The 26,384-nt window shown below is 57.5% G+C and carries 17 protein-coding genes; 8 read left to right on the plus strand and 9 right to left on the minus strand.

Translation table 11 applies throughout. The features are described 5' to 3' along the window. Window positions 1-6 precede the first annotated feature (6 nt). Entirely contained in the window at window positions 7-1,560 is a 1,554-nt protein-coding gene (locus tag ACCW71_RS07625) for a methyl-accepting chemotaxis protein (protein WP_436370581.1), read from the minus strand. Window positions 1,561-1,817: 257 nt separating this feature from the next. Here ACCW71_RS07625 and ACCW71_RS07630 point away from each other — a divergent pair, with 257 nt between their 5' ends. The 3 genes from ACCW71_RS07630 to ACCW71_RS07640 all read left to right on the plus strand — a co-directional run bounded on the left by ACCW71_RS07630 (window position 1,818) and on the right by ACCW71_RS07640 (window position 9,974). Further along, window positions 1,818-3,080 carry a DUF2254 domain-containing protein gene (locus tag ACCW71_RS07630; protein ID WP_436370582.1) on the plus strand — a complete coding sequence of 421 codons (1,263 nt, stop codon included), beginning with the start codon at window positions 1,818-1,820 and terminating at the stop codon, window positions 3,078-3,080. A 160-nt stretch (window positions 3,081-3,240) separates the two neighbouring features. Continuing rightward, entirely contained in the window at window positions 3,241-5,232 is a 1,992-nt protein-coding gene (locus ACCW71_RS07635; protein WP_436370583.1) for a BCCT family transporter, read from the plus strand. Between the two features lie 218 nt (window positions 5,233-5,450). Continuing rightward, window positions 5,451-9,974 carry an ATP-dependent helicase gene (locus ACCW71_RS07640; RefSeq protein WP_436370584.1) on the plus strand — a complete coding sequence of 1,508 codons (4,524 nt, stop codon included), beginning with the start codon at window positions 5,451-5,453 and terminating at the stop codon, window positions 9,972-9,974. Here ACCW71_RS07640 and ACCW71_RS07645 read toward each other — a convergent pair. Beyond that, a complete protein-coding gene (locus ACCW71_RS07645; protein ID WP_436370585.1) occupies window positions 9,958-10,872 on the minus strand; it encodes a LysR family transcriptional regulator in 915 nt (304 codons plus the stop codon). The genes ACCW71_RS07640 and ACCW71_RS07645 overlap by 17 nt on opposite strands. A 95-nt stretch (window positions 10,873-10,967) precedes the next feature. Between ACCW71_RS07645 and ACCW71_RS07650 the strand changes: the two genes are divergently transcribed. Then, window positions 10,968-11,822: an aldo/keto reductase family oxidoreductase gene (locus ACCW71_RS07650; protein WP_436370586.1), complete on the plus strand. Its 855-nt coding sequence runs from the start codon at window positions 10,968-10,970 to the stop codon at window positions 11,820-11,822. A gap of 39 nt (window positions 11,823-11,861) precedes the next feature. Here ACCW71_RS07650 and ACCW71_RS07655 read toward each other — a convergent pair whose 3' ends face one another. The 5 genes from ACCW71_RS07655 to ACCW71_RS07675 form a co-directional block, all read right to left on the minus strand. Beyond that, the gene (locus ACCW71_RS07655) at window positions 11,862-13,361 is read right to left on the minus strand and encodes an alpha/beta hydrolase (protein WP_436370587.1); all 1,500 of its coding nucleotides are present in this window, start codon (window positions 13,359-13,361) and stop codon (window positions 11,862-11,864) included. A 593-nt stretch (window positions 13,362-13,954) separates the two neighbouring features. Further along, a complete protein-coding gene (locus tag ACCW71_RS07660) occupies window positions 13,955-15,406 on the minus strand; it encodes a sugar porter family MFS transporter (RefSeq protein WP_436370588.1) in 1,452 nt (483 codons plus the stop codon). A gap of 946 nt (window positions 15,407-16,352) precedes the next feature. Continuing rightward, entirely contained in the window at window positions 16,353-17,324 is a 972-nt protein-coding gene (locus tag ACCW71_RS07665) for a ParB family protein (protein ID WP_436370589.1), read from the minus strand. Window positions 17,325-17,331: 7 nt separating this feature from the next. Then, window positions 17,332-18,531 carry an AAA family ATPase gene (locus ACCW71_RS07670; RefSeq protein ID WP_436370590.1) on the minus strand — a complete coding sequence of 400 codons (1,200 nt, stop codon included), beginning with the start codon at window positions 18,529-18,531 and terminating at the stop codon, window positions 17,332-17,334. Window positions 18,532-20,087: 1,556 nt separating this feature from the next. Next, window positions 20,088-21,017 carry a RepB family plasmid replication initiator protein gene (locus tag ACCW71_RS07675; RefSeq protein ID WP_436370591.1) on the minus strand — a complete coding sequence of 310 codons (930 nt, stop codon included), beginning with the start codon at window positions 21,015-21,017 and terminating at the stop codon, window positions 20,088-20,090. Window positions 21,018-21,476: 459 nt separating this feature from the next. On the opposite strand from ACCW71_RS07675, the gene ACCW71_RS07680 reads away from it, so the two are divergent. Beyond that, complete coding sequence (locus ACCW71_RS07680) at window positions 21,477-22,847, plus strand: aldehyde dehydrogenase family protein (protein WP_436370592.1); 1,371 nt, start codon at window positions 21,477-21,479, stop codon at window positions 22,845-22,847. Between the two features lie 3 nt (window positions 22,848-22,850). On the opposite strand, the gene ACCW71_RS07685 is transcribed toward ACCW71_RS07680, so the two are convergent. Further along, the gene (locus ACCW71_RS07685; protein WP_436370593.1) at window positions 22,851-24,029 is read right to left on the minus strand and encodes an NAD(P)/FAD-dependent oxidoreductase; all 1,179 of its coding nucleotides are present in this window, start codon (window positions 24,027-24,029) and stop codon (window positions 22,851-22,853) included. Window positions 24,030-24,163: 134 nt separating this feature from the next. Here ACCW71_RS07685 and ACCW71_RS07690 point away from each other — a divergent pair, with 134 nt between their 5' ends. Further along, window positions 24,164-24,502, plus strand: coding sequence for a hypothetical protein (locus ACCW71_RS07690; protein ID WP_436370594.1), 339 nt, complete (start codon window positions 24,164-24,166; stop codon window positions 24,500-24,502). On the opposite strand, the gene ACCW71_RS07695 is transcribed toward ACCW71_RS07690, so the two are convergent. Then, window positions 24,503-25,051 carry a helix-turn-helix domain-containing protein gene (locus tag ACCW71_RS07695; protein WP_436370595.1) on the minus strand — a complete coding sequence of 183 codons (549 nt, stop codon included), beginning with the start codon at window positions 25,049-25,051 and terminating at the stop codon, window positions 24,503-24,505. It abuts the gene before it with no gap. A gap of 110 nt (window positions 25,052-25,161) precedes the next feature. Here ACCW71_RS07695 and ACCW71_RS07700 point away from each other — a divergent pair, with 110 nt between their 5' ends. Further along, on the plus strand, window positions 25,162-25,830 hold the full coding sequence (locus tag ACCW71_RS07700; RefSeq protein WP_436370596.1) for an AzlC family ABC transporter permease: 669 nt from the start codon (window positions 25,162-25,164) through the stop codon (window positions 25,828-25,830). Then, entirely contained in the window at window positions 25,827-26,150 is a 324-nt protein-coding gene (locus ACCW71_RS07705) for an AzlD domain-containing protein (protein ID WP_436370597.1), read from the plus strand. The genes ACCW71_RS07700 and ACCW71_RS07705 overlap by 4 nt, the downstream gene beginning before the upstream one ends. Window positions 26,151-26,384 lie beyond the last annotated feature (234 nt).

Below are 26,384 nucleotides of genomic sequence, written 5' to 3' on the forward strand. Positions count from 1 at the left end.
CTCTGTTTACGCCGGATTGTGAACGCGGAACGAATCGACCATGCCACGTAAAGCATTGGCCTGTTCCGAGAGCGACTGCGAAGCCGAGGAGGACTCCTCCACCAGCGCGGCGTTGTTCTGCGTCACGCCATCCATCTGACTCACCGCGACGCTGACCTGCGAGATGCCCTGCATCTGTTCTGACGACGACAGGGAGATATTATCCATCGCCTCTGCCAGCTCACTGACCATCCCCACGATCTTCAGAATGCTCTGCCCGGTTCCGGCGGCCACTGTAACGCCCTGCTCCACCTGTCCCACGGTCTGTTCAATCAGCGTTTTAATGTCGCGTGCGGCCGTTGCGCTGCGCTGGGCCAGAGATCGAACCTCTCCCGCCACCACTGCGAAACCGCGCCCATCTTCTCCGGCCCGCGCGGCCTCAACGGCGGCGTTAAGCGCCAGAATATTGGTCTGGAAGGCGATACCTTCAATTACCCCGGTAATATCACGGATTTTAGCGGCGCTGAGCGAAATGCCATTCATGGTCTCGGACATGCGCTGTACATCGTTTTCACCGCCACGCGCCAGCGTGGCCGTTTCGCGGGCCGACCCCGCCGTCTGCTGCGCCCCCAGGGTGTTGCTCTTCACCGTTGCGGTGAGTTGCTCCATGCTGGCAGCAGTCTCCTGCAAGGCCGCCGCCTGCTCCTCGGTCCGGGAGGAGAGTTCGCTGTTGCCGCGTGAAATCTCATCCGCCGCCAGCGCCACTGAACCTGACGCCTCTTTGATGCGGGAGACCAGCTCGCGCAGATGGGTCTGCATGCTGTCCAGCGAGGCCAGCATGCTGCGGCTGTCACCCGACCGCAACACCACTTTAGAGGTCAGATCCCCGGCCGCGATAGCTGCCGCAAGCGCCTGTGCCTGCGCCGGTTCGCCGCCCAGCTGACGCATCAGAACGCGCACCGTGAAGAGACAGGTCGCCACCGCCAGCAAGACTGATAAGCCCGCCAGAATCATCAGCACAAATCCGGTACGCGACGCGGAGGCGCTGTTAACCGCCACAGCCTGCTGACTCTCTTTGCTCTGAATCGCTGACAGCGTATTCAGCGTATCCAGCAGCGCTCGCTGAGCCGGACGAGTCACCGTCAGCAGATAGGTGGTCGCCTCCTGCGCACGGTTAGCCAGTCCCAGCTGTCCCGCCTGTTCCAGTGAGTCGAGCGTCATTTTCTCAGAGGCCAGACTCTTACTGAACGCTTCACGTGCCGCCGGTGTGGCGTCATCCATCATCCGGGCGAGCGCTTCACGGTTTTTGATGTAGAGCGCCTTCTGCGCCTGCAAACGTTTCCACTCCGGTTCCATCGCTTTAAGATCGTTCATCAATGCCATGTTGCGCACGGCAATGCCCATATCCCGTATCGCACCACGCATCTCCAGCACCTGCTGGTAACGCTGCATCTTTACATTGACCACATCGTTCATGCCGTCACGGGCTTTATTCAGGGCGTGTAACGCAATCCCGCTACAGAGAATAAACAGCAGAATGAGCAGGCCAAAGCCTGCGGAAAGGCGAGTTGAAATTTTCACTGGCGAGTCTCATCGGTTGGGTTAATAACGCTGTAATGTCTTTCTGCTATCGGCAGCCAGCCGTAAAGATGTAGTAAAATTAATCAATACAGATTTCAGATGAGAGTCACGTCACTCACCGCCAGTCCCTGCCGTCAGCAAGCTGTTTATTCACCGGTTATCGCGCTGAAGCAGGCTATCCTGTAATACCGGCTCCGGTTATTCCGGTCAGGGCATGCGTCCGGGCCGTTTTATTCATCTTTCGCAAAGGATACGATATGACCTCCAGATGGCGCTGGCTCGCGGCGCAGTTAACCCGCAGACTCTGGTTTCGCACCTCCCTGTTTGCTGTGCTGGCGGTGATCACCGCGCTGGTTGCCGCGGCGCTGAAATCCTTTATGCCGCCGCATGTCTATGTACTGGCGGGCAATCATGCCGTTGATGAAATTCTCGGCATTCTGGCCTCCAGCATGCTCGCGGTGACCACTTTCTCGCTCAATATCATGGTCTCCGCCTACAACAGCGCCAGCAGCAGCGTCACGCCACGTGCCACCCGGTTACTGGTTGAAGATCGCACCACACAGAATGTCCTCGCGACTTTCATCGGCTCGTTTTTGTATAGCCTGGTGGGCATCATTGCATTAAATATGGGGATCTACGGCAGCGAAGGCCGGGTGATCCTCTTCTTTGTCACCCTGGGCGTGATTGTGCTGATCGTTATTACGCTGCTGCGCTGGATAAATCATCTGGCGCAGTTTGGTCATATGGGTGAGACCACTCAGCGCGTGGAAGATGCCACCGCCGCCGCGCTGCGTCAGCGTCTGGAAAACCCCTATCTCGGCGCGACCCCCTGGCATGGCGAGCCGGTCACGCACGCGGCGCCGCAGAGGATATTCGCGGATCAGGTGGGCTATGTGCAGCATATCGATATGCCGCGGCTGGCCGAATTTGCCGAAAAACATCAGCTCAGCTTGTATATCCACTGCCAGCCGGGCAGCTTTGTTCACGGTGCCGCGTTACTGGCAGAGATGCTTCCCGCCAGGCCGGAGGTCGATCCTGACGAACTTCACCGGGCCTTTACCATCGGCCCGATGCGCTCATTTGATCAGGACCCGCGCTTTGGTCTCTGCGTGTTGTCGGAAATCGCCTCACGCGCCCTTTCACCTGCGGTAAACGATCCCGGCACAGCGATTGATGTGACAGGACGGGCGTTACGGCTGCTCTCGTTGTGGCGTGACCCGCAGCCGGCGCAGGAGGTGACCTATCCGCGCCTGTTTCTGCGCGGCCTGGCTTCCGCCGACCTGATTGAAGATGTCTTTGGCGGCATCGCTCGCGACGGCTCCGCGCTGCCTGACGTGCAGATACGGCTGCAAAAAGCGCTGCTGGCGCTGGCTGCCCTGAGTCCGGGGTACTTTGGCCCCGCCGCGCGGGCCTTTTCGCAAGACGCGCAGCAGAGGGCCGAAGAGAGCCTGCGCCATGAAGCGGACAGACAGCGATTACGCGATCTGTCAGGAATTCATTCCCCCTCCGTTTCTCAATAACCACTCTTTTTAGCCTGCCCTCAGGGTCAGGCTAAGCTCCCTGCTGCGGCGTCTCTCCCGGTCAACCGATTTGCCTTAATCAACGAGCTGGGACCAAAAAGCACCATTTTTCTGCCATACTATTTGCCACATTTAGAAACAATCGATTACAGGTATTTTTATGTCTTCTTCCGAGATACCGGGAAAAACCCCTGGCAGTAAAATCAATCCCCCCGTTTTTTACACCTCCGCAATATTAATTTTTGTGATCGTCGCGTTCGCCGCTCTCTTCCCTCAACAGGCTGATCGGCAACTTAGTGCGCTACAGGAGGGGATTTTTGCCAACGCCAGCTGGTTTTATATTCTGACCGTGGCCCTGATCTTAATGAGCGTGGCTTATCTTGGCGTCTCACGCTTTGGTGACATCAAACTTGGCCCGGATCACTCAGAGCCGGACTTCAGCTATGTCTCCTGGTTTGCGATGCTGTTTTCTGCCGGGATGGGTATCGGGCTGATGTTTTTTGGCGTGGCAGAACCGGTGATGCACTATATGGCGCCGCCTTCCGGCACGCCGGAAAGCGTAGCGGCCGCCAAAGAGGCGTTGCGGATCACCTTCTTCCACTGGGGTCTGCATGCCTGGTCGATTTACGCCATCGTGGCGTTGATTCTCGCCTTCTTCAGCTACCGGCATGGTCTGCCACTGACGCTGCGCTCGGCGCTGTTTCCGATCATTGGCGACAGGATCTATGGCCCGATTGGGCACGCCGTCGATATTTTTGCGGTGATTGGTACGGTGCTGGGTGTCGCCACCTCGCTGGGCTACGGCGTATTGCAGGTGAACGCCGGACTCAATCATCTGTTCGGTTTACCGGTCAATGAGACGGTGCAGGTGATACTGATCGTGGTGATCACCGGCCTTGCCACGCTGTCCGTGGTCTCCGGGCTGGATAAAGGGATCCGCATTCTGTCGGAGATTAACCTGACGCTGGCGATCCTGCTGCTGGTGCTGGTCGGCCTGATGGGCCCGACGGTACTGCTGCTGAAATCCTTTGTGGAGAATACCGGCGGTTATCTCTCAGAGATCGTCAATAAAACCTTCAATCTCTACGCCTACGAACCCAAATCCAGCAAATGGCTCGGCGGATGGACCCTGTTCTACTGGGGATGGTGGCTGGCCTGGTCTCCCTTCGTCGGCATGTTTATCGCGCGCGTGTCACGGGGCCGGACCATCCGTGAATTCGTAACCGGCGTGCTGTTTGTCCCGGCGGGCTTTACCCTGCTGTGGATGACCTTTTTCGGCAACAGCGCCATCTGGCTGATTATGAGCAAAGGCGCACGCGACCTGGCCGAAACCGTCCAGTCCGATCAGACGCTGGCCCTGTTCAACTTCCTTGAGCATTTCCCGTTCAGCTCGGTGCTCTCTTTCATCGCCATGGCGATGGTGGTGGTCTTCTTTGTCACCTCAGCCGATTCAGGGGCGATGGTGGTGGATACCCTCGCCTCCGGTGGCACCGATAACACCCCGGTCTGGCAGCGTATTTTCTGGGCTTCACTGATGGGGGTTGTCGCGGTGGTTCTGCTGCTGGCGGGCGGCATGAAAGCCTTACAGACCGTGACCATTGCCAGTGCGCTGCCCTTTGCGATTATTCTGCTTACCGCTATCTATGGGCTGTTTAAAGCGCTGCGCATCGATTACTACAAGCGCGAAAGTAAGCAGATCACCACCATTGCCCCGCCGGTAGCCCGCAGCCCGATCTCCTGGCAGCGCCGGTTACGTAATATCGCCTATTTCCCCAAGCGTTCGAACGTAAAACGCTTTATGAATGAGGTGATTAAACCGGCGATGCTGATGGTAAGCGATGAGCTGGCGAAACAGAGTACCTCCTCGCATATCGCGGATGACTCCGATGACCGGGTGCGCTTTGAGGTCGACCTGGGTAATGAGCTCAATTTCGTTTACGAAATACGCCTGCGCTCCTATATTCAGCCCACTTTCGCCCTGGCCGGGCTGGGGGATGAAAAGCAGGAAGAGCATCGTTACTACCGCGCCGAAGTTTATCTGAAAGAGGGCGGCCAGGATTACGACGTCATGAGCTGGACCCAGGAGCAGATCATCAATGACATGCTTGACCAGTATGAGAAGCACCTGCATTTCCTCCATCTGGTTCGTTAATCGGCTGTTCTGAGATCTCATCCGGTGTTAAGGCCGTGACAGGGTTAACTGTCACGGCCTTTTTTCTGCGTCGCGGCTGCCGCAGCCCCGCATCTGACAAGCCAGAGTGATGAAGATCGCAGCGGCAACCGGCCCGCCCCCGCCACAAACCGCGATTTTCACTTACACTCAACAGACTGTTTTTCTGAGCGTGATGGCTGTGTGGTGCCGTGAGTACGATGTCGAAAACCGAATCTGACAAGGCGTTATCCCTGTTTTCCCCGGCCACGCAACGCTGGTTTTCAGCCGCCTTTGCCGCCCCGACCCCGGTTCAGCAGGCCGCCTGGCAGGCCATCGCCAGCGGTCAGCATGCGCTGGTGATCGCCCCTACCGGCTCCGGGAAAACGCTGGCAGCCTTTCTCACCGCCATCGATTCGCTGATCCAGGCCCGCACCCGCCAGCCGCGCGTTACATCTGAAACCACCACCCATATTCTCTATATCTCCCCGGTCAAAGCGCTGGCGGCGGACGTGCAGCGCAACCTGGATCTGCCGCTGGCGGGGGTTTACGCGGAACGGCAGAAGCGCGGCGAGCCCGAGATCCGGCTGAATATCGGTATGCGCACCGGCGATACGCCCGCGGCGGAGCGGGCAAAGCTGTTGCGCCGTCCGCCCGATATTCTGATTACCACGCCTGAATCGCTGTTTCTGATGCTGACCTCCAAAGCGCGCCATACCCTGCAAGGGATCACCACGGTTATTGTTGATGAGGTACATGCGGTCGCTGGCACCAAACGCGGTTCGCAGCTGGCGCTGAGCCTTGAACGGCTTGATGCGCTGCTGCCACAGCCCGCGCAGCGTATCGGGCTTTCCGCCACGGTGCGTCCGGTTGAGCGAATCGCCGCCTTTCTCGCTGGCTGTCAGCCTGCGCTGATTGTCAATCCGGCCGCCGATCGCACGCTTTACCTCACCATTGAGGTGCCCGTTGCGGATATGACCGACATGGCCAGCGACGCGGAAGTATTGGGTGAGGAACCTTCCGCCACGCCCTCAATCTGGCCCGCGATTGAGGCGCGTATCCTGCAACAGGTGCTGGCGCACCGCGCCACGCTGGTGTTTGTGAATTCGCGCGGCCTGGCGGAAAAACTCACGGCTCGTCTTAACGCGCGTTATCTCGCCCGGCCGGAGGCAGCCGATGAGAGTAGCAGCGAGGCGCCGATTGCCCGCTCTCACCACGGCTCCGTCTCAAAGGAGCAGCGCAGCGGGATTGAGTCTGCGCTGAAACAGGGCGATCTGCGCTGCGTGGTGGCCACCTCAAGTCTGGAACTGGGGATAGATATGGGGCCGGTGGATTTAGTGATCCAGGTCGGCGCGCCGCTGTCGGTAGCCAGCGCGCTGCAACGGGTCGGTCGCGCTGGCCATCAGGTTGGTGGGGTCTCCACCGGCATTCTGTTGCCGCGAACCCGACGCGATCTGCTGGATGCCGCCGTGACGGTGCAATCGATGCGCGCGGGTCAGATCGAGGCGCTGTCACCGCCGCGTAATCCGCTGGATATTCTGGCGCAGCAGACGCTGGCGGCGGTGGCGATGGAGCCGTTGCAGGCCGATGCGTGGTTCAACCGGGTACGGCGCGCCGATCCATTTCGCGCGCTGTCGCGGCGGCTGTTCGATGCCACGCTCGATATGCTGGCGGGAAAATTCCCGTCAGAGGCGTTCGCTCAGCTGCGTCCGCAGCTGGTGTGGGATCGCCAGAGCGGTCTGCTGACAGCGCGGCCTGGCGCGCAGCATCTGGCCGTTACCAGCGGCGGAACCATCCCCGATCGCGGCATGTTCAGCGTCATCCTGCCGGAGGGTGAGGAGCAGGCGGGATCGCGGCGGGTGGGTGAACTGGATGAAGAGATGGTCTATGAGTCGCGGGTCAATGACATCATTACGCTGGGTGCCTCCTCGTGGCGGATTCAGCAGATCACCCACGATCAGGTGGTGGTGGTGCCCGCACCGGGCCGTGCGGCACGTCTCCCCTTCTGGCGCGGAGAAGGCATCGGCCGCTCAGCGGACGCCGGGGCCAGCCTCGGCCGGTTTTTGCGTCAGCTGAACAGTGCGACGCCGCCCGAAGCGCAACAGCAGCTGAACGCGCTGGGACTGAATGCCAATGCGGTCGCCAATCTGCTGGCGCTGCTGGCTGAACAGCGCGCCGCGACCGGGGTGATCCCGGACGATCGCACGCTGCTGCTGGAACGCTGCCGCGATGAGCTGGGCGACTGGCGGGTGATCCTGCACTCTCCATGGGGAAAACGGGTCAATGCTCCCTGGGCGCTGGCTATCGCCGCGCGTATTCAGCGCCGTATGGGGATAGATGCTGCGGTGGCAGCCAGCGATGACGGTATTGTCGCCCGCTTTCCCGACAGCGACGGCGCCCTGCCAGACGCCAGTCTGTTTCTGTTCGATGCCGACAGCCTGACCCGGACCGTGACCGAAAGTGTCGGTCAGTCAGCGCTGTTTGCCGCCCGCTTCCGGGAATGTGCGTCACGCGCTTTGCTGCTGCCGAGGCGTAACCCCGGCAAACGCTCTCCGCTGTGGCAGCAGCGGCTGCGCGCCGGTCAGCTGCTGGAGGTGGCGCGTGAGTATGATGATTTCCCGATCCTGATCGAAACCGCGCGCGAATGCTTGCAGGATGTTTACGATCTGCCTGCGCTGCATCATCTGATGGAGCAGCTGACAGACGGCAGCGTGCAGCTGAGTGAAGTCATCACCGATCACCCCTCCCCTTTCGCCGCGCCCCTGCTGTTTGGCTATGTCGCAGAGTTTATCTATGCCAGCGATGCCCCCCAGGCGGAACGGCAGGCGTCGTTACTGGCGCTCGATACTCATCTGCTGGGCGAATTGCTCGGCCAGCCCCGCAGTCGTGATTTGCTGGCACCCGCCGTGATCGCTGAAGCAGAACAGACGTTACAGCGCCATGAGCGACGCTATCAGCCGCATCACCCCGAAGGGATAATCGACCTGCTGCGCGAGCTGGGTCCGCTCTCCACCGCCGCGATTACAGCGCGTTATCAGGGCGATCGGCAGGCGGTGACGGAGGCGCTGGCACAGTTTGCCGCCGTCCGGCGGATTATCCCGGTCGTTATCGCCGGTGAGGAGCGCTGGGCGATAATTGAAGATGCCGCCCGGCTGCGCGATGCGCTGGGAACCAGCGTGCCCGCTGACCTGCCTGACACCTTTTTGCAGCCGCTGGCCCATCCTCTGCGCGATCTGGTCAGCCGCTATGCCCGCACCCATACGCTGTTTACCGCACAGCAGCTGGCGAATCATTTCGGTACAGGTGTCGCGGTGATCGCTGAGATGCTGCTTTCGCTGCATCAGCAAGGCAGCCTGCTGAATCTGGGTGCGGCAGCGGGCGAAACGGAAGCGGAGTGGGTCGCCACGGAAGTTTTTAAACGGCTGCGGTTACGTTCACTGCAAACAGCGCGTGAGGCAACCCGGCCAGTTCCCCCTGCTGCCTGGGTCAGCCTGCTGCTGGAGCGTCACGGCGTGATCCATTCCGCCACCCATCAGCGGGAACCCTTGCAGGGCAGCAGCGGCGTGCTGCGGGTTATTGAGCAGCTTGCTGGCGTGGCGCTGCCCGCCTCCCTGTGGGAAGCGCAGATTCTGCGGGCCAGAGTCAGCGATTATCAACCGGCCATGCTCGATGAACTGCTGACCGGCGGCGAAGTGATTTGGTGCGGTCACAAAGCGCTGGGCCAGAATGAGGGGGTGATCTCCCTGCATCTCACTGAGTTCGCCGATGAGACGCTGCCGATCACTGACCGTTCACTGCCGCTGACGCCGTTACAGCAGGCGATTATTGATTTGCTGGAGCGTGGCGGTGCCTGGTTTGCTCATGAAATCGCGGCGCGGCTGGATGAGGCTGACCAGCCGCTAAGCGATGTTGCTACCACGTTATGGCAGCTCGCCTGGCAGGGCTATCTCACCACCGATAGCTGGATCGCGGTACGTGGCCTGCTCAGTTCACCCGGCGCGAGCCGCTCCCGTCCGGCCCGCACACTGCGCACCCGCTTTGGTCAGCGCTTTACGCCGGGCAGTCTCCCCGCTCGTGCGCCGGCGGTAAACACCCTGGCCGGGCGCTGGTCACTGATTAACCGGCGCGACATCGCTTCTGCCCGCCGGGCACTGGCGCTGGCGGAAAACCTGCTCGATCGCTATGGAGTAATTACCCGCGGCAGCGCATTAGCCGAACCGATGCCGGGTGGATTTCCGGCGTTGCAGCCGGTGCTGCGCAGCATGGAGGATGCCGGACGACTGCTGCGCGGTCGTTTTGTGGCGGGCGCGGGTGGCGCGCAGTTTGCCGATCAACAAACCATTGCACGGCTGCGGGCGCTGGCGGATAACCCAATGGAGACCACAGCAGCGGTTGCGCTGGCCGCGATGGACCCGGCCAACCCTTTTGGAGCCATGCTGGGCTGGCCGGTCCCGGTCAGCGGCACCCGGCCTACGCGCCGTCAGGGCGCGCGGGTGGTGATCGCCGGCGGTGCGCTGGTGCTTTATCTGCCGCAGGGAGGTAAAGAGCTGCTGACCTTTAGCGGGGACAGCGCGCAACAGCAGGCCGCCGTCGCGGCGCTGGGCGTGGCGCTGAAGCGGGAAAAGGCGGCGAGTTTCACGCTGGAGAAAGTTGATGGTCTGCCGGTGTCGCAGTCGCCGCTGCTGAATGCGTTACGACACGCCGGGTTCTCGCGGGTGCCTCAGGGTTTCAGCTGGTATAGCTGAGGTTGACCTCACGCACGAAGCTGATAAACGCCTGTAACGGTGCCGGTATCAGACGCCGATCGTTGTAATAGAGCCAGGGACCGGAGAAGGTCAGCCACCAGGGTTGCAGCAGCGGCTCCAGACTGCCGCTGTTAAGCGCCGGTCGCAGCCACTCTTCAAACAGATAAATCACCCCGCTTCCGGCAATCGCTGCCTCTACCGCCAGATCCATCGCCCCGCCGATGCTCACCACCAGCGGGCCACGGGCATCGACGCTGACCTCCTCACCCTCACAGCTGAAAGTCCAGTCGGCCATGATGCCGCTGGCATATCGCCCCCGCAGGCACCGATGATGGATCAGATCGCGGGGATGTGCGGGACGGCCATACTGTGCCAGATAGGCCGGTGAGGCGGCCAGTGCGAAGCGCTGCTGGCGCGGGCCTATCGGCATCGCCACCACATCCTGTTCCAGCCGCTCTTCGTAGCGGATCCCGGCGTCGCAGTTGTCCCGGAAGACATCCTGAACGTTGCTTTCCGCGACAATCTCCAGCCGGATATCAGGATAGCGCCGCAGAAATTCGGGCACCAGCGCCGGTAAGACCAGCCGGGTGGCGCTGACCGGCACGTTGAGCCGCAGCGTCCCGCCTGGCGTATGCCGGAAGCGGTTAACCGCATCCAGCGCGGCGTTAACCTCGCTGATGGCTGGCAGCAGACGCTCCATCAGCGCCCTGCCCGCCTCCGTTAACACCACGGTGCGGGTGGTACGATGAAACAAACGTATTCCCAGCTGTTGCTCGGCGCGGCGAACGGCATCACTCAGTCGTGAGGCATTGCTGCCTGTTACGCGCGCCGCTTCACGGAATCCGCCCGCCTTAGCCACTGCCACTACCGCATCCAGTAACGCCATATCGATCGCCATTGTGCATCAGCCCGTACAGTCTGTCCCGATTCCACCGGATAGTTGCACAGCTAAATCACCATTACAATTAATCTACATTCACGCAGGAGGTTTCTATGTCAGACATCACCATGAGTTATCCACTGGGCGATCGTGAGGTCAACCGCCTTGGCTACGGCGCGATGCAACTGGCCGGGCCTGGAGTCTTTGGCCCGGTCAAAGATGAGGCGCGCGCCATTCAGGTTTTACGCGATGCCGTCGCCGCTGGCGTGAACCATATCGACACCAGCGATTTTTACGGTCCGCATACCACCAATCAGCTGATCAGAAAAGCGCTGCACCCCTATCCGCAGGATCTCTGTATCGTCACCAAAGTGGGGGCCCGCCGCGATGCCAAAGGCGGGTGGCTGGCGGCGATGGAGCCGGACGCGCTGACCCGCGCAGTGGAAGATAACCTGCGTCATCTCGGCCTGGAGAGGCTGGAGGTGGTGAATCTGCGCAGTATGCTGCATCCGGCTAAACCCAAAGAGGGTTCGCTGGAGCCTCAGCTCGAAGCGCTGCTGGCGTTGCAGGCGCGCGGGCTGATTCGACATATCGGCCTGAGTAACGTCACTGCCGCGCAGATCGCCGAGGCGCAGGCGATGACGCCCATCGTCTGCGTACAGAATATGTATAACCTGGTTCACCGCCAGGATGACGTGCTGGTCGATCAGCTGGCGCAGCAGGGCATCGCTTATGTGCCCTTTTTTCCGCTGGGTGGCTTCTCGCCGCTGCAATCTTCTCAGCTGAATGAGGTCGCCAGTTCACTGAACGCCACTCCGATGCAGGTGGCGCTGGCGTGGCTGCTGCGACGGTCGCCTAACATTCTGCTAATTCCCGGCACCTCCTCGCCAGCGCATCTGCATGAGAATCTCGACAGCGCCAGCCTGATGCTGTCGGATGAAGTGATGGAAAAGCTCAACGCGATATAGTCTGATGCCCGTCGCTGGCGGGCTTTTACCCGCCAGCCATCAGAAACGGTTCAGACACGCCGCCAGGTCGGGCTGATCACTGCAACGGATGTGGTGATCGATACGATCGATCATATAGGGGTAAAACGGATTAGAGGTGGCGCGCATAATTGAATCCAGCCCGACAATCAGTACCGCACTTTCGCCCCGCAGCGATAAGGTGCCAAAGCTGATGCCAAACTGATTTTTCTGCACCGGCTCGCTGCCATAGAGACCATCCTGTGCCGGAAAAGGAATCGCGACGTGCGACAGGGAAAAGAGCCCCGCCGGATAGTCGATCGCCAGTGGCGCGATTCGCTCAGTGGTTTCCCCGGCGTGTACGCTTTTTGTCACGGTGTTTAACGAGGTGGCAGAAGCGTTAGTGATCACGGTCGAAGCATAATGACGCCGGGCGGGAGGCAACAACTGGTTCACCGCCATGTAGGAAGAGTGACGGAATAACGGGCTGACGCTGACCGCCTGATTAATATCAAACAGCACCAGCTCGCTGCCGTTGGCTGGCAGATTGTTATATAACGCACGTATCACTGAAGGGGTGCTGACGGTGGAATCCATCACCGACTGGAAGGTCAGCACCGGCGGAAAGTCCGTTAACTGCTGCTGACGCGCCGACTGCGCAATCTCCTTTTGCAGCGCCTGGGTCAGCAGGTAGGTCTGCCGGGCGGCATGCACCGGGAAGGAGTTATATTTAAACGGGTTAAACTCCGGCACGATATTCAGCCAGGCGGTTCTGGAAAAGGCCGGAAACAGGGAAGGCAGCCCGGCAAGACCGGCAAAGCGCGCGAAGCGGGTCACACCAATCATCGGTGACAGCAGGATAAGTTGCTGCGGGCGACGCAGGCTGCGATCGCTGAGGCTGTCGAGCGCATATTTTACCGCCAGCGCTCCGCCGTTGGAAAAACCCACCAGATGCAGTGGCGTCTGGGTGCCCGCCAGCCGGGTCGCTTCACGCACCGCTAAGCGCGTAGCCGCCATCCAGTCCTGCCAGTCAACATCGGTCAGCCCTGCCGGGACCGTGCCGTGACCCGGTAATCGTAACGCCACCGCCACGTAGCCCTGCTGACGATAGACGTCCGCCACATGGCGCAGGCTGTAGGGGCTGTCAGTCAGACCATGTAACAGCACCACGGCACCGCGCGGCGTTCCGGCGGGTTGCAGGATATAAGAGCGGTTCCAGTCCTGACTGAACTGGCCCGGATAAATCATGCTCTGGGCATAGTAACGGTTAAGCGGCGTTTTCTCTTCCGCTGCCAGCTGATCGCTGACCTGCTGCTTCATCTCTGTGAACAGACGATTCTCCGCCGTGAGATAGTCACGATAGCTGCTCTGATCGAGCTGCTCTGCCGTCAACTCATGCGGAACCCATGTATGCCAGCGATGAAGCTCCGGCCCCCGCTCCGCCTCATAGATTCGGATCACTAGCAACAGCAGTAACAGTAGCCCGATACCGATAACTGAGCGTCTGGCCCAGCGCGCTACCGTTTTCAACGTCCGGTTCATAGTCCTTTTCCAGATAGAGTAAATTGCATTGGTCACCCACCTTAACGAGAGAGATCCGTTATCGCCTGCCACCTCTGATGGCTGCCCTGAACGGGTACCGAACAGGAGGCACCAACCCTGCCGCCCTGGTACAGAACATCCATACTTTCGCCATCGGGATTTCGTGGTAGTAACCGGTTTACCGGCATAATAACTGACGCGCATCCCCCCATAGCTAAACAGCAGCGAATTATCGCGCTACTGCGCCAGCCCACGGGCTCTGAGCCCAGTCAACCGCTGATTAATTTCAGCAGAAAAAAGGTTGTGTTGACCTTTCACTGACGGAAAAACTCCCCCTTTTCTGCTACTGAAGATGACCAATTTCAGCCTGAAATCGCCAACCGCGCAGGGAGAATTTCAGCCTGAAATCGCCACGGGTGCTCATAAATCAACCAGATTAAGATTACTGATTACAGTGAATGTTTGAGGGGTGTAACGCTGTCAGTCACAGTGAGAATAGCCGACGCAATAGAGAGAATAAAACCAGGAGAAAGGAAATGGGGCTGGCAGGATAAAAACCGGATTCAGCTTCAACGCTGAATCCGGTTGGGCTATTAGTGAGCTTCAGCCTCCTGAGACTTGCCACCAAACTTCTCTTTCATATGGGACTCAATCTCTTCCAGACTTTTACCGCGCGTCTCCGGCACCATGGTCAGAACGAAGATCAGTGAACCGACGTTGATCGCGGCAAAGATGAAGAAGGTGGTGCTGCCGGCATATTCCATGACGGGCGGGAAACCAAACGCCACGACTGCGTTAAAAATCCACTGGAGTGAGACAGCGCCACCGGTCAGTACACCGCGCAGCTGCATCGGGAACAGCTCCGACATCATCAGCCAGTAGACCGGCGAGATGCACATCTGCATACAGAACAGGAACAGCAGAATACAGGCGAGGGCGAGATAGCTCTGCATCAGGCTGGAGCTCATAAAGGTCAGCACGCTGCCAAGCAGTATCTGCGCGGTAACAACCAGGCATAGGCCGGTGATCAGCATGGTACGGCGCGGGAAGCGGCTGATTGCCCAGATGCCGACAAAAGTCGCCAGCACCGAGACCACGCCGTTACCGATGGTGGCGGCAATGGAGGCGCTGGTGCCCAGACCGGTCGATTTAAGGATAATCGGGGTGTAATACATAAATCCGTTGACGCCGGTGAACTGCGCGACAAAGCCCAGCCCGACCCCGATGATCATCAGCCGAATCACCCACTTCTCCCGGATCAGGGTTTTCGCATCCGGTCCGCGCTCGCTGGCCCTCGCCTGCTTTTTCATCTGCGCCATTTCATGGCGGACCTCACGCGGTGTTTCGCGCAGGTATTTAAGGATTTTTTTCGCCTCTTTCAGACGCCCCTCCGCCACCAGCCAGTGTGGGGAAGCGGGGACAAAGAAGGTGCCGATAAACAGCAGCAGGCCAGGCACCATCGCAATCGCCAGCATATAGCGCCACAGATGCTCATCATGCAGCAGATAGCTGAGCAAAGTACTGGCGACATAGGCAATCAGCTGACCGGTAACAATCATCAGTTCATTGCGGCTGACCAGCGGCGCGCGCAGGCGGGGACCGGCAATTTCAGCGATAAACACCGGCACCGTCGAGGAGCCGCCGCCGACGGCGATACCCAGCAGGAAGCGCATCGCCACCATAACGTTGACCGAAGGAGCCAGTGCGGTTCCCAGCGAGCCCAGCACAAAGATCACCGCCAGGCTGCGCAACGTAATGCGACGGCCAAAGCGATCGGAGAAGAAACCACTGAGAAAAGAACCGATGGCGGCACCGAAAACCAGTGAAGAGGCGACCAGCCCTTCAGTGAAAGAGTTCAGGCCCAGACCGCCCTGATCGGGCGGTGACGTCATATAGGGTAAGGCACCCGAGATAATCCCGGTATCGTAACCAAAGGCCAGCGCGCCCATCGTGGCAACCAGCACCACTAAAAAAATACGCTGGCGTACTGTATCGGCCGGCGCGTGATCGCCCGCATCACCAGAGTCTGGTGTATTCGTACTCATAATATCCCTGCCATTAACAAGTTAAACATCCGTCTGAATGGATTTCCGACGGAATAGAAATGGAACACATTTACCGATTGGGTAAAGAAGTGTAGACGCTATTTCTGAGTTGGCTTTAGCAGTACGGTTTTTATTGGCGTGAGAGAGGAACAAAGCAATACAGAGTGGAAACAGTCACCTGGCGTCATCTTATCACCGCCTCTCAGGCTGCCTGATTGCGCAGCAGATTTAGTCTGCAAGGCATGCGCAGATTGCCGAACCGGTTTGATCAGTGCCATCCCGCCATACACAGCAGATACAGCTAAAGCGGAGTGAAAAAGTTATCCACTTTTTCTGTGGATAACTGAGGGATAGTTTCTGAGTATCTTTTTGCACGTGGTTACTCTGGCCGGAGGCGAGGGCTTATCGGGAGGAAAGTGGGCTGTTCAGCCACTGTCCAGGCATACTGTCTGGTCTTTACCCTGGCGATTTCAGGCTGAAATCGCCACAGTCGCTGCTGTATAAACAACAGCTTAAGCCCGGATAAGCGCTGGCGACACAGATGGCGGCGTGGGTTAGCCTGAGCACTGAAAGGAGAGTGTAGTGAGATGAGCAGAAGGTCGATCAGGTTTTGTCAGGATTGGTTACTATTGAATCAGCCTCAGTCACTGGCATGGTTACAGAGATAAAGTCTGACGTTTCAGTGCGGGTGCACGGCAGCTGATTCTTAACCGCACTCAGTTATGACGGCTGGCGGCAATAGCATCCAATTTCAGGCGAAATTTCACCTTCACCTTCAAAGATAATCTTTTAAAAACAATATATTATTACTTATATCCCGACTGAAACGCTGGCGATTTCAGCCTGAAATTTTATCCATTCACCTTTTATCCCTGTGGCAGGCGTCTGTCAGGCATAAAAAAAGCCAGCGGAGGATTCGCACTGGCTTCAGCTCATTCTGACTCACTCAGCGTGACAGATATTTATTCAGCGTTTCAGCGATAACCTTGTCCAGCTCATCCTGCAACTCTTTTGACTGTCGGTTGAATTCATAACTGAACATCCGGCCACGCACCTTCTTGCGTGCGAAGCGATCTTTATCGGCAAAAGACCAAAGCGCGGTCGCCTGGGTTTTATCTTTTTCCGGCTCTTTTACCAGCGTCTGGCTGCCCTGACGCACCAGCCGAAGAATGTGATTTTTAACTTCATCCTCGGCCAGACCTTCACGGGCACAGACCACATCAATCTCGTGTGAGATCGAAGCAATCAACGCTTCAACCGTCTGACCCGATTCAGTCAGCTTGTCAGCGGCCTGCAACAGCGCTTTATAATCGGGGTAGGTTAATTCGGCATGATTAGGGAACAGCAGGATGAGATCAGCCGGTACGCTGGCGGCCTGTAGAGCGCGGGTCACTTTGGCCTGCGACAGGCCCTGATTTTCAGCAATCTCTTTCTGCGACAGACCGCCCTCTTTCAGCGCTAACAGACGCATCCCGACTTCACGCAGATTATGCTCGCGTGCAGTCTGAATATCCTGCGCCAGCCGGCGTGCTTCTTCAGGCGTGATAGCGCTCTCCGTTACCAGCACATCCAGACCCGTTTTGCAGTAGAGCGCGGCGGCACGACGCCGTGAACCGTCCAGAATCTCAATGCGATTCTCACGCATCACGCCGATAGCGGGAAAGAACTGCTGCAATTTGATGGTGCGGATAATGTCGCGCAGCGACTCGGGAGTCAGGCCCGCCTGATCGCGACCATTGGTTTCCATCGTCACGAAGGTTTTGCTTTCAACATCGCTGGCGGCGATGCGCTCGAAATGGAACTGCGCACGCTTGCCGGTCGTCAGTACAAAGGTCTGCGTGTGCTGACTCTCGCTAGCCTCATTAACCAGCGGAGTCTGGCTGAAGGTTCTGCCAATGGTGATTCTTTTTGCGCTCATACAAACCTCAGTTCAGGCGAATAAATTCGATGCGATCGAAGACGGCTTTGGCAAAGTCCTCTGCGGCGGAACGGGCATTCTTCAGCGCTTCGCTACTGCCGACGTAGGTTGAAGGATTTGCTGAGATGACGGTATCAAAGGATTCGCCACAGCGTTCGAAACCATCCAGGCGGGGCAGGGCAGCATCCAGCATATCGCCACCAAAAATCTCTTTAGCCAGGCTATGGCAGAGCTTGTGATCAGCTTTGTTGGAGAGCTTGGACATGAATCCGATATTACCCTGCACCCGACAGGTGGCACCGGAATCTTCAATAATCCCAATCAGCTCAGGCAGGCGCGTCAGATATTTCAGCGTCGAGTGGAAATCGACCTGCGCCGGTGGCACCGGCGTCATCAGCAGATCAGAAGCAGCAATGGCATTTTTAAGAAATGCATCCAGATGCGGGCCACTATCAATGAAGATGAAGTCGTAATCTTTTTTCAGTTTGGCGATCACATTGTCATACAACACCGCATGCACATTCTGCTTTGGCAGATGTTCAGCGCAGAGTTCATCCCAGCTTGAGGCAATAAACGCATCGTCGATAGAGGCGGGCAGTACATCCACCCCTGGAATAATCGAAGGGACAATAAACTCATTTACCAGCTCATCACGCGAGACGTTCTGCAACATCGCCTGCGCAGCGGTGGCTTCCACCAGCCCGACGGAACGTTCGTGATTCAGAAACATGGTGGCGGAAGACTGGGGATCGAGATCGATGACCAGAATACGCAAATCTTCATATAACAGATGCGGATGCGCGCGCAGCGCATGTGCCAGCGAAACGGTAGAAACCGTTTTAGAGACGCCACCTTTCAGGTTGCCGACAAACAGGGTGTAGGCTTCTTTATGGCGATCGCGGTACTTCGGCACGCCACGATGATGATAAATATCGATAATGTTCTGAATCGACATCGCATATTTTACGGAAGAACCGGCAGCGCGTTTATCAAACTGATAGCCGCTCTCTTCCATCTCATTGACGGCATAATCGACGCTGGCGCGTGTCAGTTTTGGCAGCTTGGCTAACGCCGCCTTTGCGTAGACCTGATAATAGGTATTTTCATGCAGCTCCTGCTTTTGCGCCTGGATCTGCTCGGTAAGGCTCAACAGCATGCGTTCCGACCGCTGCGCAACTTTCATTACCTGCCTGTCATCGTTCGCCATAAATGCTCCAAACATGTAGGATTTACGACTTTATACAGAAATGCTGCACATGAGGCAATAAATTATCTTATCAACATAAACAGCGTTTTTATGTAACAGCTCAGGTTGTAGTGAGCTTCATCACACTATTATCGCAATGCTAAATAGCTTTACCGGGTTAACTGCGAGCAACGTTCACTATAATCAGCAGGGACTGCACTACAGATTCACTGTAATGAGCATGAGCAGTCAGCCGGGTTCTGCATCAGGAAGCGGAGAAGGTTTGCTGTTAAAGGTTGAATCTGACTACACCAGCCAACTGTGACGTTCACTGTAATCAGTAAAGGAGGGCCAGATATGAAAAGCGCTTCCTTCATGATGGCGGGATTGGCAGAGGCAGCTTTCATCTGAGCGACCCGAAGCCGCGCTTTCATATTGAATCGCCTGCTTTACTGGCTGAGTCCGGTAGTAACGTTCACTGTAGTCAGTAGCCCCGAAGCCAGACAGAGCCATTCAGGCCAGAAAACCAGATGAAACATTCACTGTAATCAGTAGCGGATGCCATCTGAAGTCGCAAAGAGGGCACATCCAGGCTGAAACGTTCACTGTAATCAGCAGCTGAGTGGCTCAAGCCAGGGCGGGCAGGGGCGGTATCCGCGCTGTTGAGCTGACGGCGTAACGGCAGAGTGCTCGCTCAGCACCATCACGGATGTTCACTGTAATCAGTAGGCCCTGAGCGTAGCGAGCGTTCACTATAGTGAGCAGAAGAGGGCAGGAGTGACAACGTTCACTGTAGTCAGCAGATTCACTATCCCTTATTCCGGGGCGAAGAACCGAGAGCAGTAAACGGCCGGCACAGCTGATAGCTGGCAGGGCGGCCATCATCAGCCGTTTGATCGCCCGGCACTGACGTTCACTGTAATCAGCAGAGTGGCAATGAGTGCAGGGTGAATCCTCCAGACATTCACTGTAATCAGTAAGAGGTTCACTGCAATCAGCACTCTGTTGTGGCGTGGAAGGCCCGATTAGCCCTCCCTGCGGGCAATCTGCCGCTCTGACATTCACTGTAGTCAGCAGACAGAGCGGGCGCAGCAGGTCAGCAGCCACAAACATTCACTGTAATCAGTAACCCTGTCACCTGTTTCATCGCCAGTGGGGGGCTGGATACAGAATGGCGCTATTGCTGACAGGATAAAAATATTGATAAATTAGATGATTATCTGTTTTCATTCACTGTAGTCAGTGAGCTTGACTGTAATCAGCCGCGACGCCGTCACTGATGTTCTGCCCGAACATTCACTATAGTCAGCAGAACCAGTGGCAGAGAGCAGATAATAAAAGTTAGTAAGCACGTGCTAACTTATAAATGACTGTATTTGCAGATTAAAGATTTTCGGTGAGAAGGGGGCAGGCTGCCGATAACGTCGCGGGGTTACTGATTACAGTGAATCTTACTGACTATAGTGAACGGGTGACAAAGCTGATTACAGTGAACGGAGTAAGCGCTAGCACAACATCGCCTTAATGCAAGAAGTGACAGTGCCACGCGCAATACTGATTACAGTGAACAGTACGGGTCAATCCTCGAAATCAATCTCATCCAGTGAGTCAATGCTCTCCAGATTACCGATGCCATCCAGCTTGGGCGTCCGGCTATGAATAATAAAGAACACCGAACGGCCACGTTTGACTTCGGAATAGTCGAGATAACCGATCTCTTTCAGCTGCTCCATGGCGCGGCGTACCACATGGTTCTGCGTCGTGGTCTTGGAGCCGAGGTTAAGGCGCATCCGCAGCCGGGCAAGGGAGATAGGAGCCGGGTTGGTGGGCAGACTTTCCAGAAAGGTGTAGAGCGCCTGCGCCGACTCTTTACGCTTCAGCCGGGATATTGCCCGAAGCTGCAACAGCACCTTGTGGTCGAAGTTATACAACTCAAACAGTTTGGGATCCGCCTGAATACGCACAATATCTTTTTCACGATCGTAATAGGCTGACTGCACAAGGTGAGTATGATACGCCTTGCCGTTACCCTCAAAAGAGAGAGTGTTGGTGGCGATGCGTCGCAGGGAGGCATCGAGACGCTTGCGCAGGGCGGCCGACGAGTTTGCTGAGGGAATGCCACACATCTTAACGAAGTCGATAAACGGCAGCGTCACCGTATCGCCTTTAGTGGGATAGCGGGAGAAAGACTGAATAATGCCCGCCCAGGTTTTGAAATCGTTATCCATATCCAGCCGCGCGCCGGTAATGGTAATCTTCTCATAACCCTCCGCTTTCACCAGCGTGAGGTTTTTCAGCTCTTTGGTGGCATCCGTCGACGCCATCGCCCCGGATTTACCGCGTGCCGTCGATTTCAGGGTCGGCACAAACAATCCGAGCCGCATTAAAGCGACCGGCTGAACGGTATTATTCTTGTTGGGATGAAGCTGGATAACTTCACCACTGTTTTTGGTCACTGACAGAAAAGGTTCAAGTAACGCTTTGTTTTCGTTGTCTTTATCTGCCATGGCGTAAGATCTTCATTCTGTGGATGAAAGGGATCGTTTTCTGACTACAGTGAACATTAGCACTGTTTACAGTGAACATTCTACCTGGTACAGTGAATAAAGTACTGATTACAGTGAACACTTTACTGATTACAGTGAACACGATCACCCTTTCAGCCCTTGTGGGGTGCGGCCTGCGACGATCGGGGATCTCTTAGGATCTCTTTATGATCTATTAAGGATCGTTTTTTAGGATCTGGTCACTGTATAAGTGGATAACCGGCTCAGTCACTTCCTCTTCAGCATCAGTAACCCCTGTTAAAACCTCTAAACAGAAGCGAGTGCGTGCAGCGATAAATAACAGCATGAAATCCTCTGAATTCTCTAACCAGAAATAACTTCCTCACTATTATTCATTTTTCATCATCAATTACAGGGCGTATCGTTTCTCTATCACTTCCGCAACGAGGAAACGTCCCGATGACTGATTTCGCTATTTCAAAAAATCCTGCAACGGGTGAGATTCTTGCCCGCTACCCGCTACAGAACAGTGCTGAACTTGAACAGGTACTGGCACAGAGCGCCAGCGCTTTCTCTGCCTGGCGTCAGAGCAGCATGAGCGACCGGGTTCGCGTACTGCGTCAGTTAGCTGAACAGATCCGCCTGCGTGAAGCCGATCTGTCACGCACTATCACGCTGGAAATGGGTAAACCGATTGCCCAGGCTCGCGCTGAAGTCCTGAAATGTGTCAGCCTGTGTGACTGGTACGCAGAACATGGTCCGGCAATGCTGGCCGATCAGCCTACCCAGATTGCCGATGCCTGGCAGCGCTTCCATCCACTGGGCGTAATCCTGGCCGTAATGCCGTGGAATTTCCCGTTGTGGCAGGTTCTGCGCGGCGCGGTGAGTATGCTGCTGGCAGGCAATACCTATCTGCTGAAACACGCGCCCAACGTCATGGGAAGCGCCATGCTGATGGCTGAGCTGTTTGAAGCGACCGATCTGCCGAAAGGCGGCTTCAGTCTGATCAACGTTGACAACGAGGGTGTTTCCGTCGCAATTAAAGATGACCGGATTGCTGCCGTTGCGGTAACCGGCAGCGTTCGCGCCGGAGCGGCTATTGCAGCCCAGGCCGGCGCGGCACTGAAGAAAACCGTGCTGGAGCTGGGCGGATCCGATCCCTTTATCGTGCTGGCGGATGCCGACCTTGATGAAGCGGTGAAATCAGCGGTAATCGGGCGTTTCCAGAATACCGGACAGGTCTGCATGGCGGCGAAGCGCTTTATTATCGAAGCGCCCGTTGCTGAGGAGTTTGAAAAGCGTTTCACCGCGGCGGTTCAGGCGTTAACCATGGGCGACCCGCTGGATGAAAAGACTTTCCTCGGACCGATGGCACGCGCCGATCTGCGCGATGAGCTGGACGGACAGGTAAAAGCCACGCTCAGTGAAGGTGCAAGGCTGGTGCTGGGTGGCGAGAAAGTGGCAGGGCAGGGGAACTACTACGCGCCGACCATTCTCGCGGACGTCACCAGCAGCATGACCGCTTTCCGGCAGGAGCTGTTCGGACCGGTTGCGGCGATTGCTGTGGCGCGGGATCCACAGCATGCGCTGGAGATCGCTAACGACAGCGAATTCGGCCTCAGCGCCACCCTCTGGAGCGGTAACGAAGAGGTGGCCGATCGGCTGGCGCGGCAACTTGAAGTCGGCGCTGTCTTTATCAACGGTAACGGTGCGTCCGATCCGCGCGTCACCATTGGTGGTGTGAAGAAAAGCGGCTATGGGCGTGAGCTGTCGCACTTCGGTGTGCACGAATTCTGTAATGTGCAGACCGTCTGGAAAAACCGGCGCTAAGCCTTACTGCGCCGCCGGAAGATAAGCTGGCGCGTTTTTCGCTACCGCACTGAGCGGACGCAGCAACCGATCCGGTGTAAATGCACTCAGCATCGGTGACGCTGTGCCGCTCAGCATCTGCTCTGCCACCAGCCTGCCCAGCAGCGGAGCCAGCGTCATGCCGCTATGGCTCACCATCAGATAGACGCGATCTGACGTGCTGACATAGCCGAGCGCAGGCAGTCCGTCCGCCGGACGCGAGCGCTGTCCCGTTTCAATCCGTTCGATCCTCGCCCCTTCGCAGTTAATAAACAGCCGACGCAGGCGTCGCAGCAACTCTCTGCCAATCAGCCCATCCACGGCCACCGGCCGCGCCGGATCGGCATGCTGATCCAGATCCAGCGCCTGGAGCATCAGGCGTCCACCGCCGTCCGGCCGCACGTTCAGTTCCGGGGTGATGAGGTTGCAGTTCAACTGAACCGGCAGCGGCTGAGTAGAAGCCAGAAAACTGCATGCGACCGGATCGGCGCGATTCGCATCGGTCATCGACAGGTCCAGGCCGTACTGCGTCAGCAGTTCAGGCGCCCAGCGACCGGTGGCCAGCACCAGCTGATCGCCGCGCCATTCATCACCGCTGGCGAGGGTCAGACGCACCTCCTGAGCCGATTCGTTCAGCGCGATCACTTCATTGTTGCTAATCAGCTGGCCGCCCTGCGCCCGCAGTTCGGCCAGCAGAGAGGCGATAAACAGTCCAGGATAGAGCAGACACTCCGAAGAGAAAAACCAGCCCTGTTCTATCCGGGGATCCAGCCTCAGTTCCGGCAGGGTTTTCAGCAGCGTGGCACGGTCACGCATTTCTGCCGGATAACCCAGGGTGTGCAGCTTAGTCACGCGCAGTTCCAGTTGCTGCCGGGTCAGCGTCTTCGCAGCCCACTCCAGCGTGCCGGTCTCCAGCAGCCAGCGCGCCGCAGCCGGATGTGCCGCCTGCCAGCGTTTATGCTCGTCTATGGCGGCCGCATTCAGCTGATGATAGCTGAGGGGATCTTTGCCGTTGGCGTTAACCCAGGCATAGCTGATCTGGCTGGTTCCGCTGCCGGGGTAGCTTTTATCGAACACCGTGACCTGTGCACCACGGCGGGCCAGCGACTGTGCGACGGCTAAACCCAGCACACCTGCACCAATAACAGCAATACGTTGTGGCATATCCGGCAACTCCATAATCTGGATTTGAGTGTCAGCGGGCGTGACGCTACCCGCCGGGCTATTTCACTATTACGGAGCCACCGGCTGGCGTCAACGATTGCCGCAGCCAGTAACCGGCATGAAAAGGAGAAAAGATGCAGCAGCTTACTCTTGTCCCACGCCTGATGCCTGCGGTCAGGCAGGGCGAGAAAACATCGACAATACGGTGGCAGGAGGGCGATGTCATTACCGGTCCGCTGAGGCTGGTGAATCAGCAGGACCCCGATGACTCGCTGGTGGTATGGGTGACGCGCGTTGATACATTGCTGTTACGTGACGTTGCGGCGGCCCTCGGCAAACAGGCGGAATGGCCGGATGCGGTCATGCTGGAGGGCATGCGGGAACACTACCCGGCCATCACGCTGAACAGTGAGGTTCAGGTGATCCATCACCTGACGCCCGCGCAGACCCGGCTTAAGCTGAACACAACCTGATCAGGAATGCTCCATCACCAGCAGCGCCAGCGTATCCGCTTCCAGCGCCCGAAAAATATGAGGTTCATCGCCGGGATAGGTGATGTAATCTCCCACCTCCAGCTCCACGGCGGCGTCAACCGGGCCCACCAGCGCGCGGCCTTTAGCCACAATAATGTGCTCAATCGTGTTGGGGGAGTGGGGCTGCGAAAGACGATCGCTGCCAGGCTGCACCTCCAGCAGATAAATATCCCGCCGGGCACCGGGTGGACAGGCGGCCAGCAACGCCGCCTGATAATCGGCGAGATCAGCGGTCACGGACGGGCCTTCGCCACGGCGGATCACCTGCATCCGGCACGGTTCAGGCTCCATCAGACGCGAAAACGGGATATTGAGCGTCACGCAGAGCGACCACAGGGTTTCAATGCCCGGATTACCCAGACCCGCTTCCAGCTGCGACAGGGTCGATTTGGCGATTCCGGCACGACGCGCTACTTCAGTCAGTGACAGGCCGGAACGCTGACGTTCGCGCACCAGCGCATCGGCGATAATACTGATAGGGGTTTTCAAACGCGCTCCTGATGAAAAAATGTTTTTTAAATCGAACGTAACGTTCGGGTTGTCAAACAGGCTCACGCTGTTCATTATATCGGATTATACGTTCATTATGAGATTAGGTGATGCTTTTTCCGCAAATGCAGTTGCTGGACAAAGGAGTGATCAAAGCCATTTTTTTGGTCTGCCTGGCTGATGGAATAGTGGGGTTGTCTTATGGTTCGCTGGCCACTGCCGACGGGTTCCCGCTCTGGGTGCCGCTGGCGCTGTCGACCCTGGTGCTGGCGGGTGCCTCAGAGTTCCTGTTTATCGGGATTGTGGCGGGTGGCGGCTCTCCCTTTACCGCCGCCGCCGCCGGGCTGCTGGTGAATGCGCGTCATCTGCCATTTGGTATTGCGGTAAAAGATCTGGTCGGTCACGGCCCTGCGGGCTGGTTCGGCTGTCACATTATGAATGACGAAAGCGTGGTGTTTGGCATCTCCCAGTCACAGCTGGCGCAGCGTCGCAGTGCCTACTGGCTCTGCGGCATCGGTATTGGCTTAATATGGCCGATCAGCGTAATGACCGGGGCAGCGATTGGCCAGTTTATCCCTGACATCTCGGTGATTGGGCTGGATGCGGTCTTTCCGGCGATTCTGATCGCCCTGATCTTCCCGGCACTGCGCCAGCGCCGTACCCGGATCCCCGCCACCGTTGGCGCGCTGCTCTCACTGCTGGCGACACCGCTGGTACCGGCGGGTATGCCGGTGCTTTTCTCACTGCTTGGCCTGCTGACATGGAGATCGCGTAAATGAGCCATCAGATGATGATTATCGCGGGCATTGCCGTGCTGGCGCTGGGAACCTATCTGATGCGATTTGCAGGCGTCAGGCTGGGAAACCGGCTGCCCATCAGCGAACGAACTCAGCAGATGCTGTCAGACGCCGCGACGGTATTGCTGTTAGCGGTAGCCGCGACCTCCACGCTGTTTGAAGGCCAGCACTTCGCTGGTGTTGCCCGGGTTGCGGGCGTGGGTTTTGCGCTGCTGCTGGCCTGGCGTCGGGCGCCGCTGATTGTGATTATTCTGGGTGCCGCGATGATGACGGCACTGCTGCGGTTGCTGGGGATTCACTAGAGACCCGTTAATTTCCTGCAACAGCGGGAGATTATCGCGGTAAATATGGTGCAGAAGCCTGTTCAGTATGCCCTTTTAACGCTGAGCAGGTATCTCCACAGTCAAACGGGTCCTTTATCTGTTCTGATATTCCTCCGCTGGTGGTGTCCTGCCAGTAATAAAAAATAAGTGTTAAATCAGCCGGGCAGCATCAGCGCATTTTGGTGCTATCCAGAGACGACCTGATTTATATTC

It is taken from the genome of Pantoea sp. C2G6, from assembly GCF_051336815.1.
Lineage (GTDB): Bacteria > Pseudomonadota > Gammaproteobacteria > Enterobacterales > Enterobacteriaceae > Pantoea.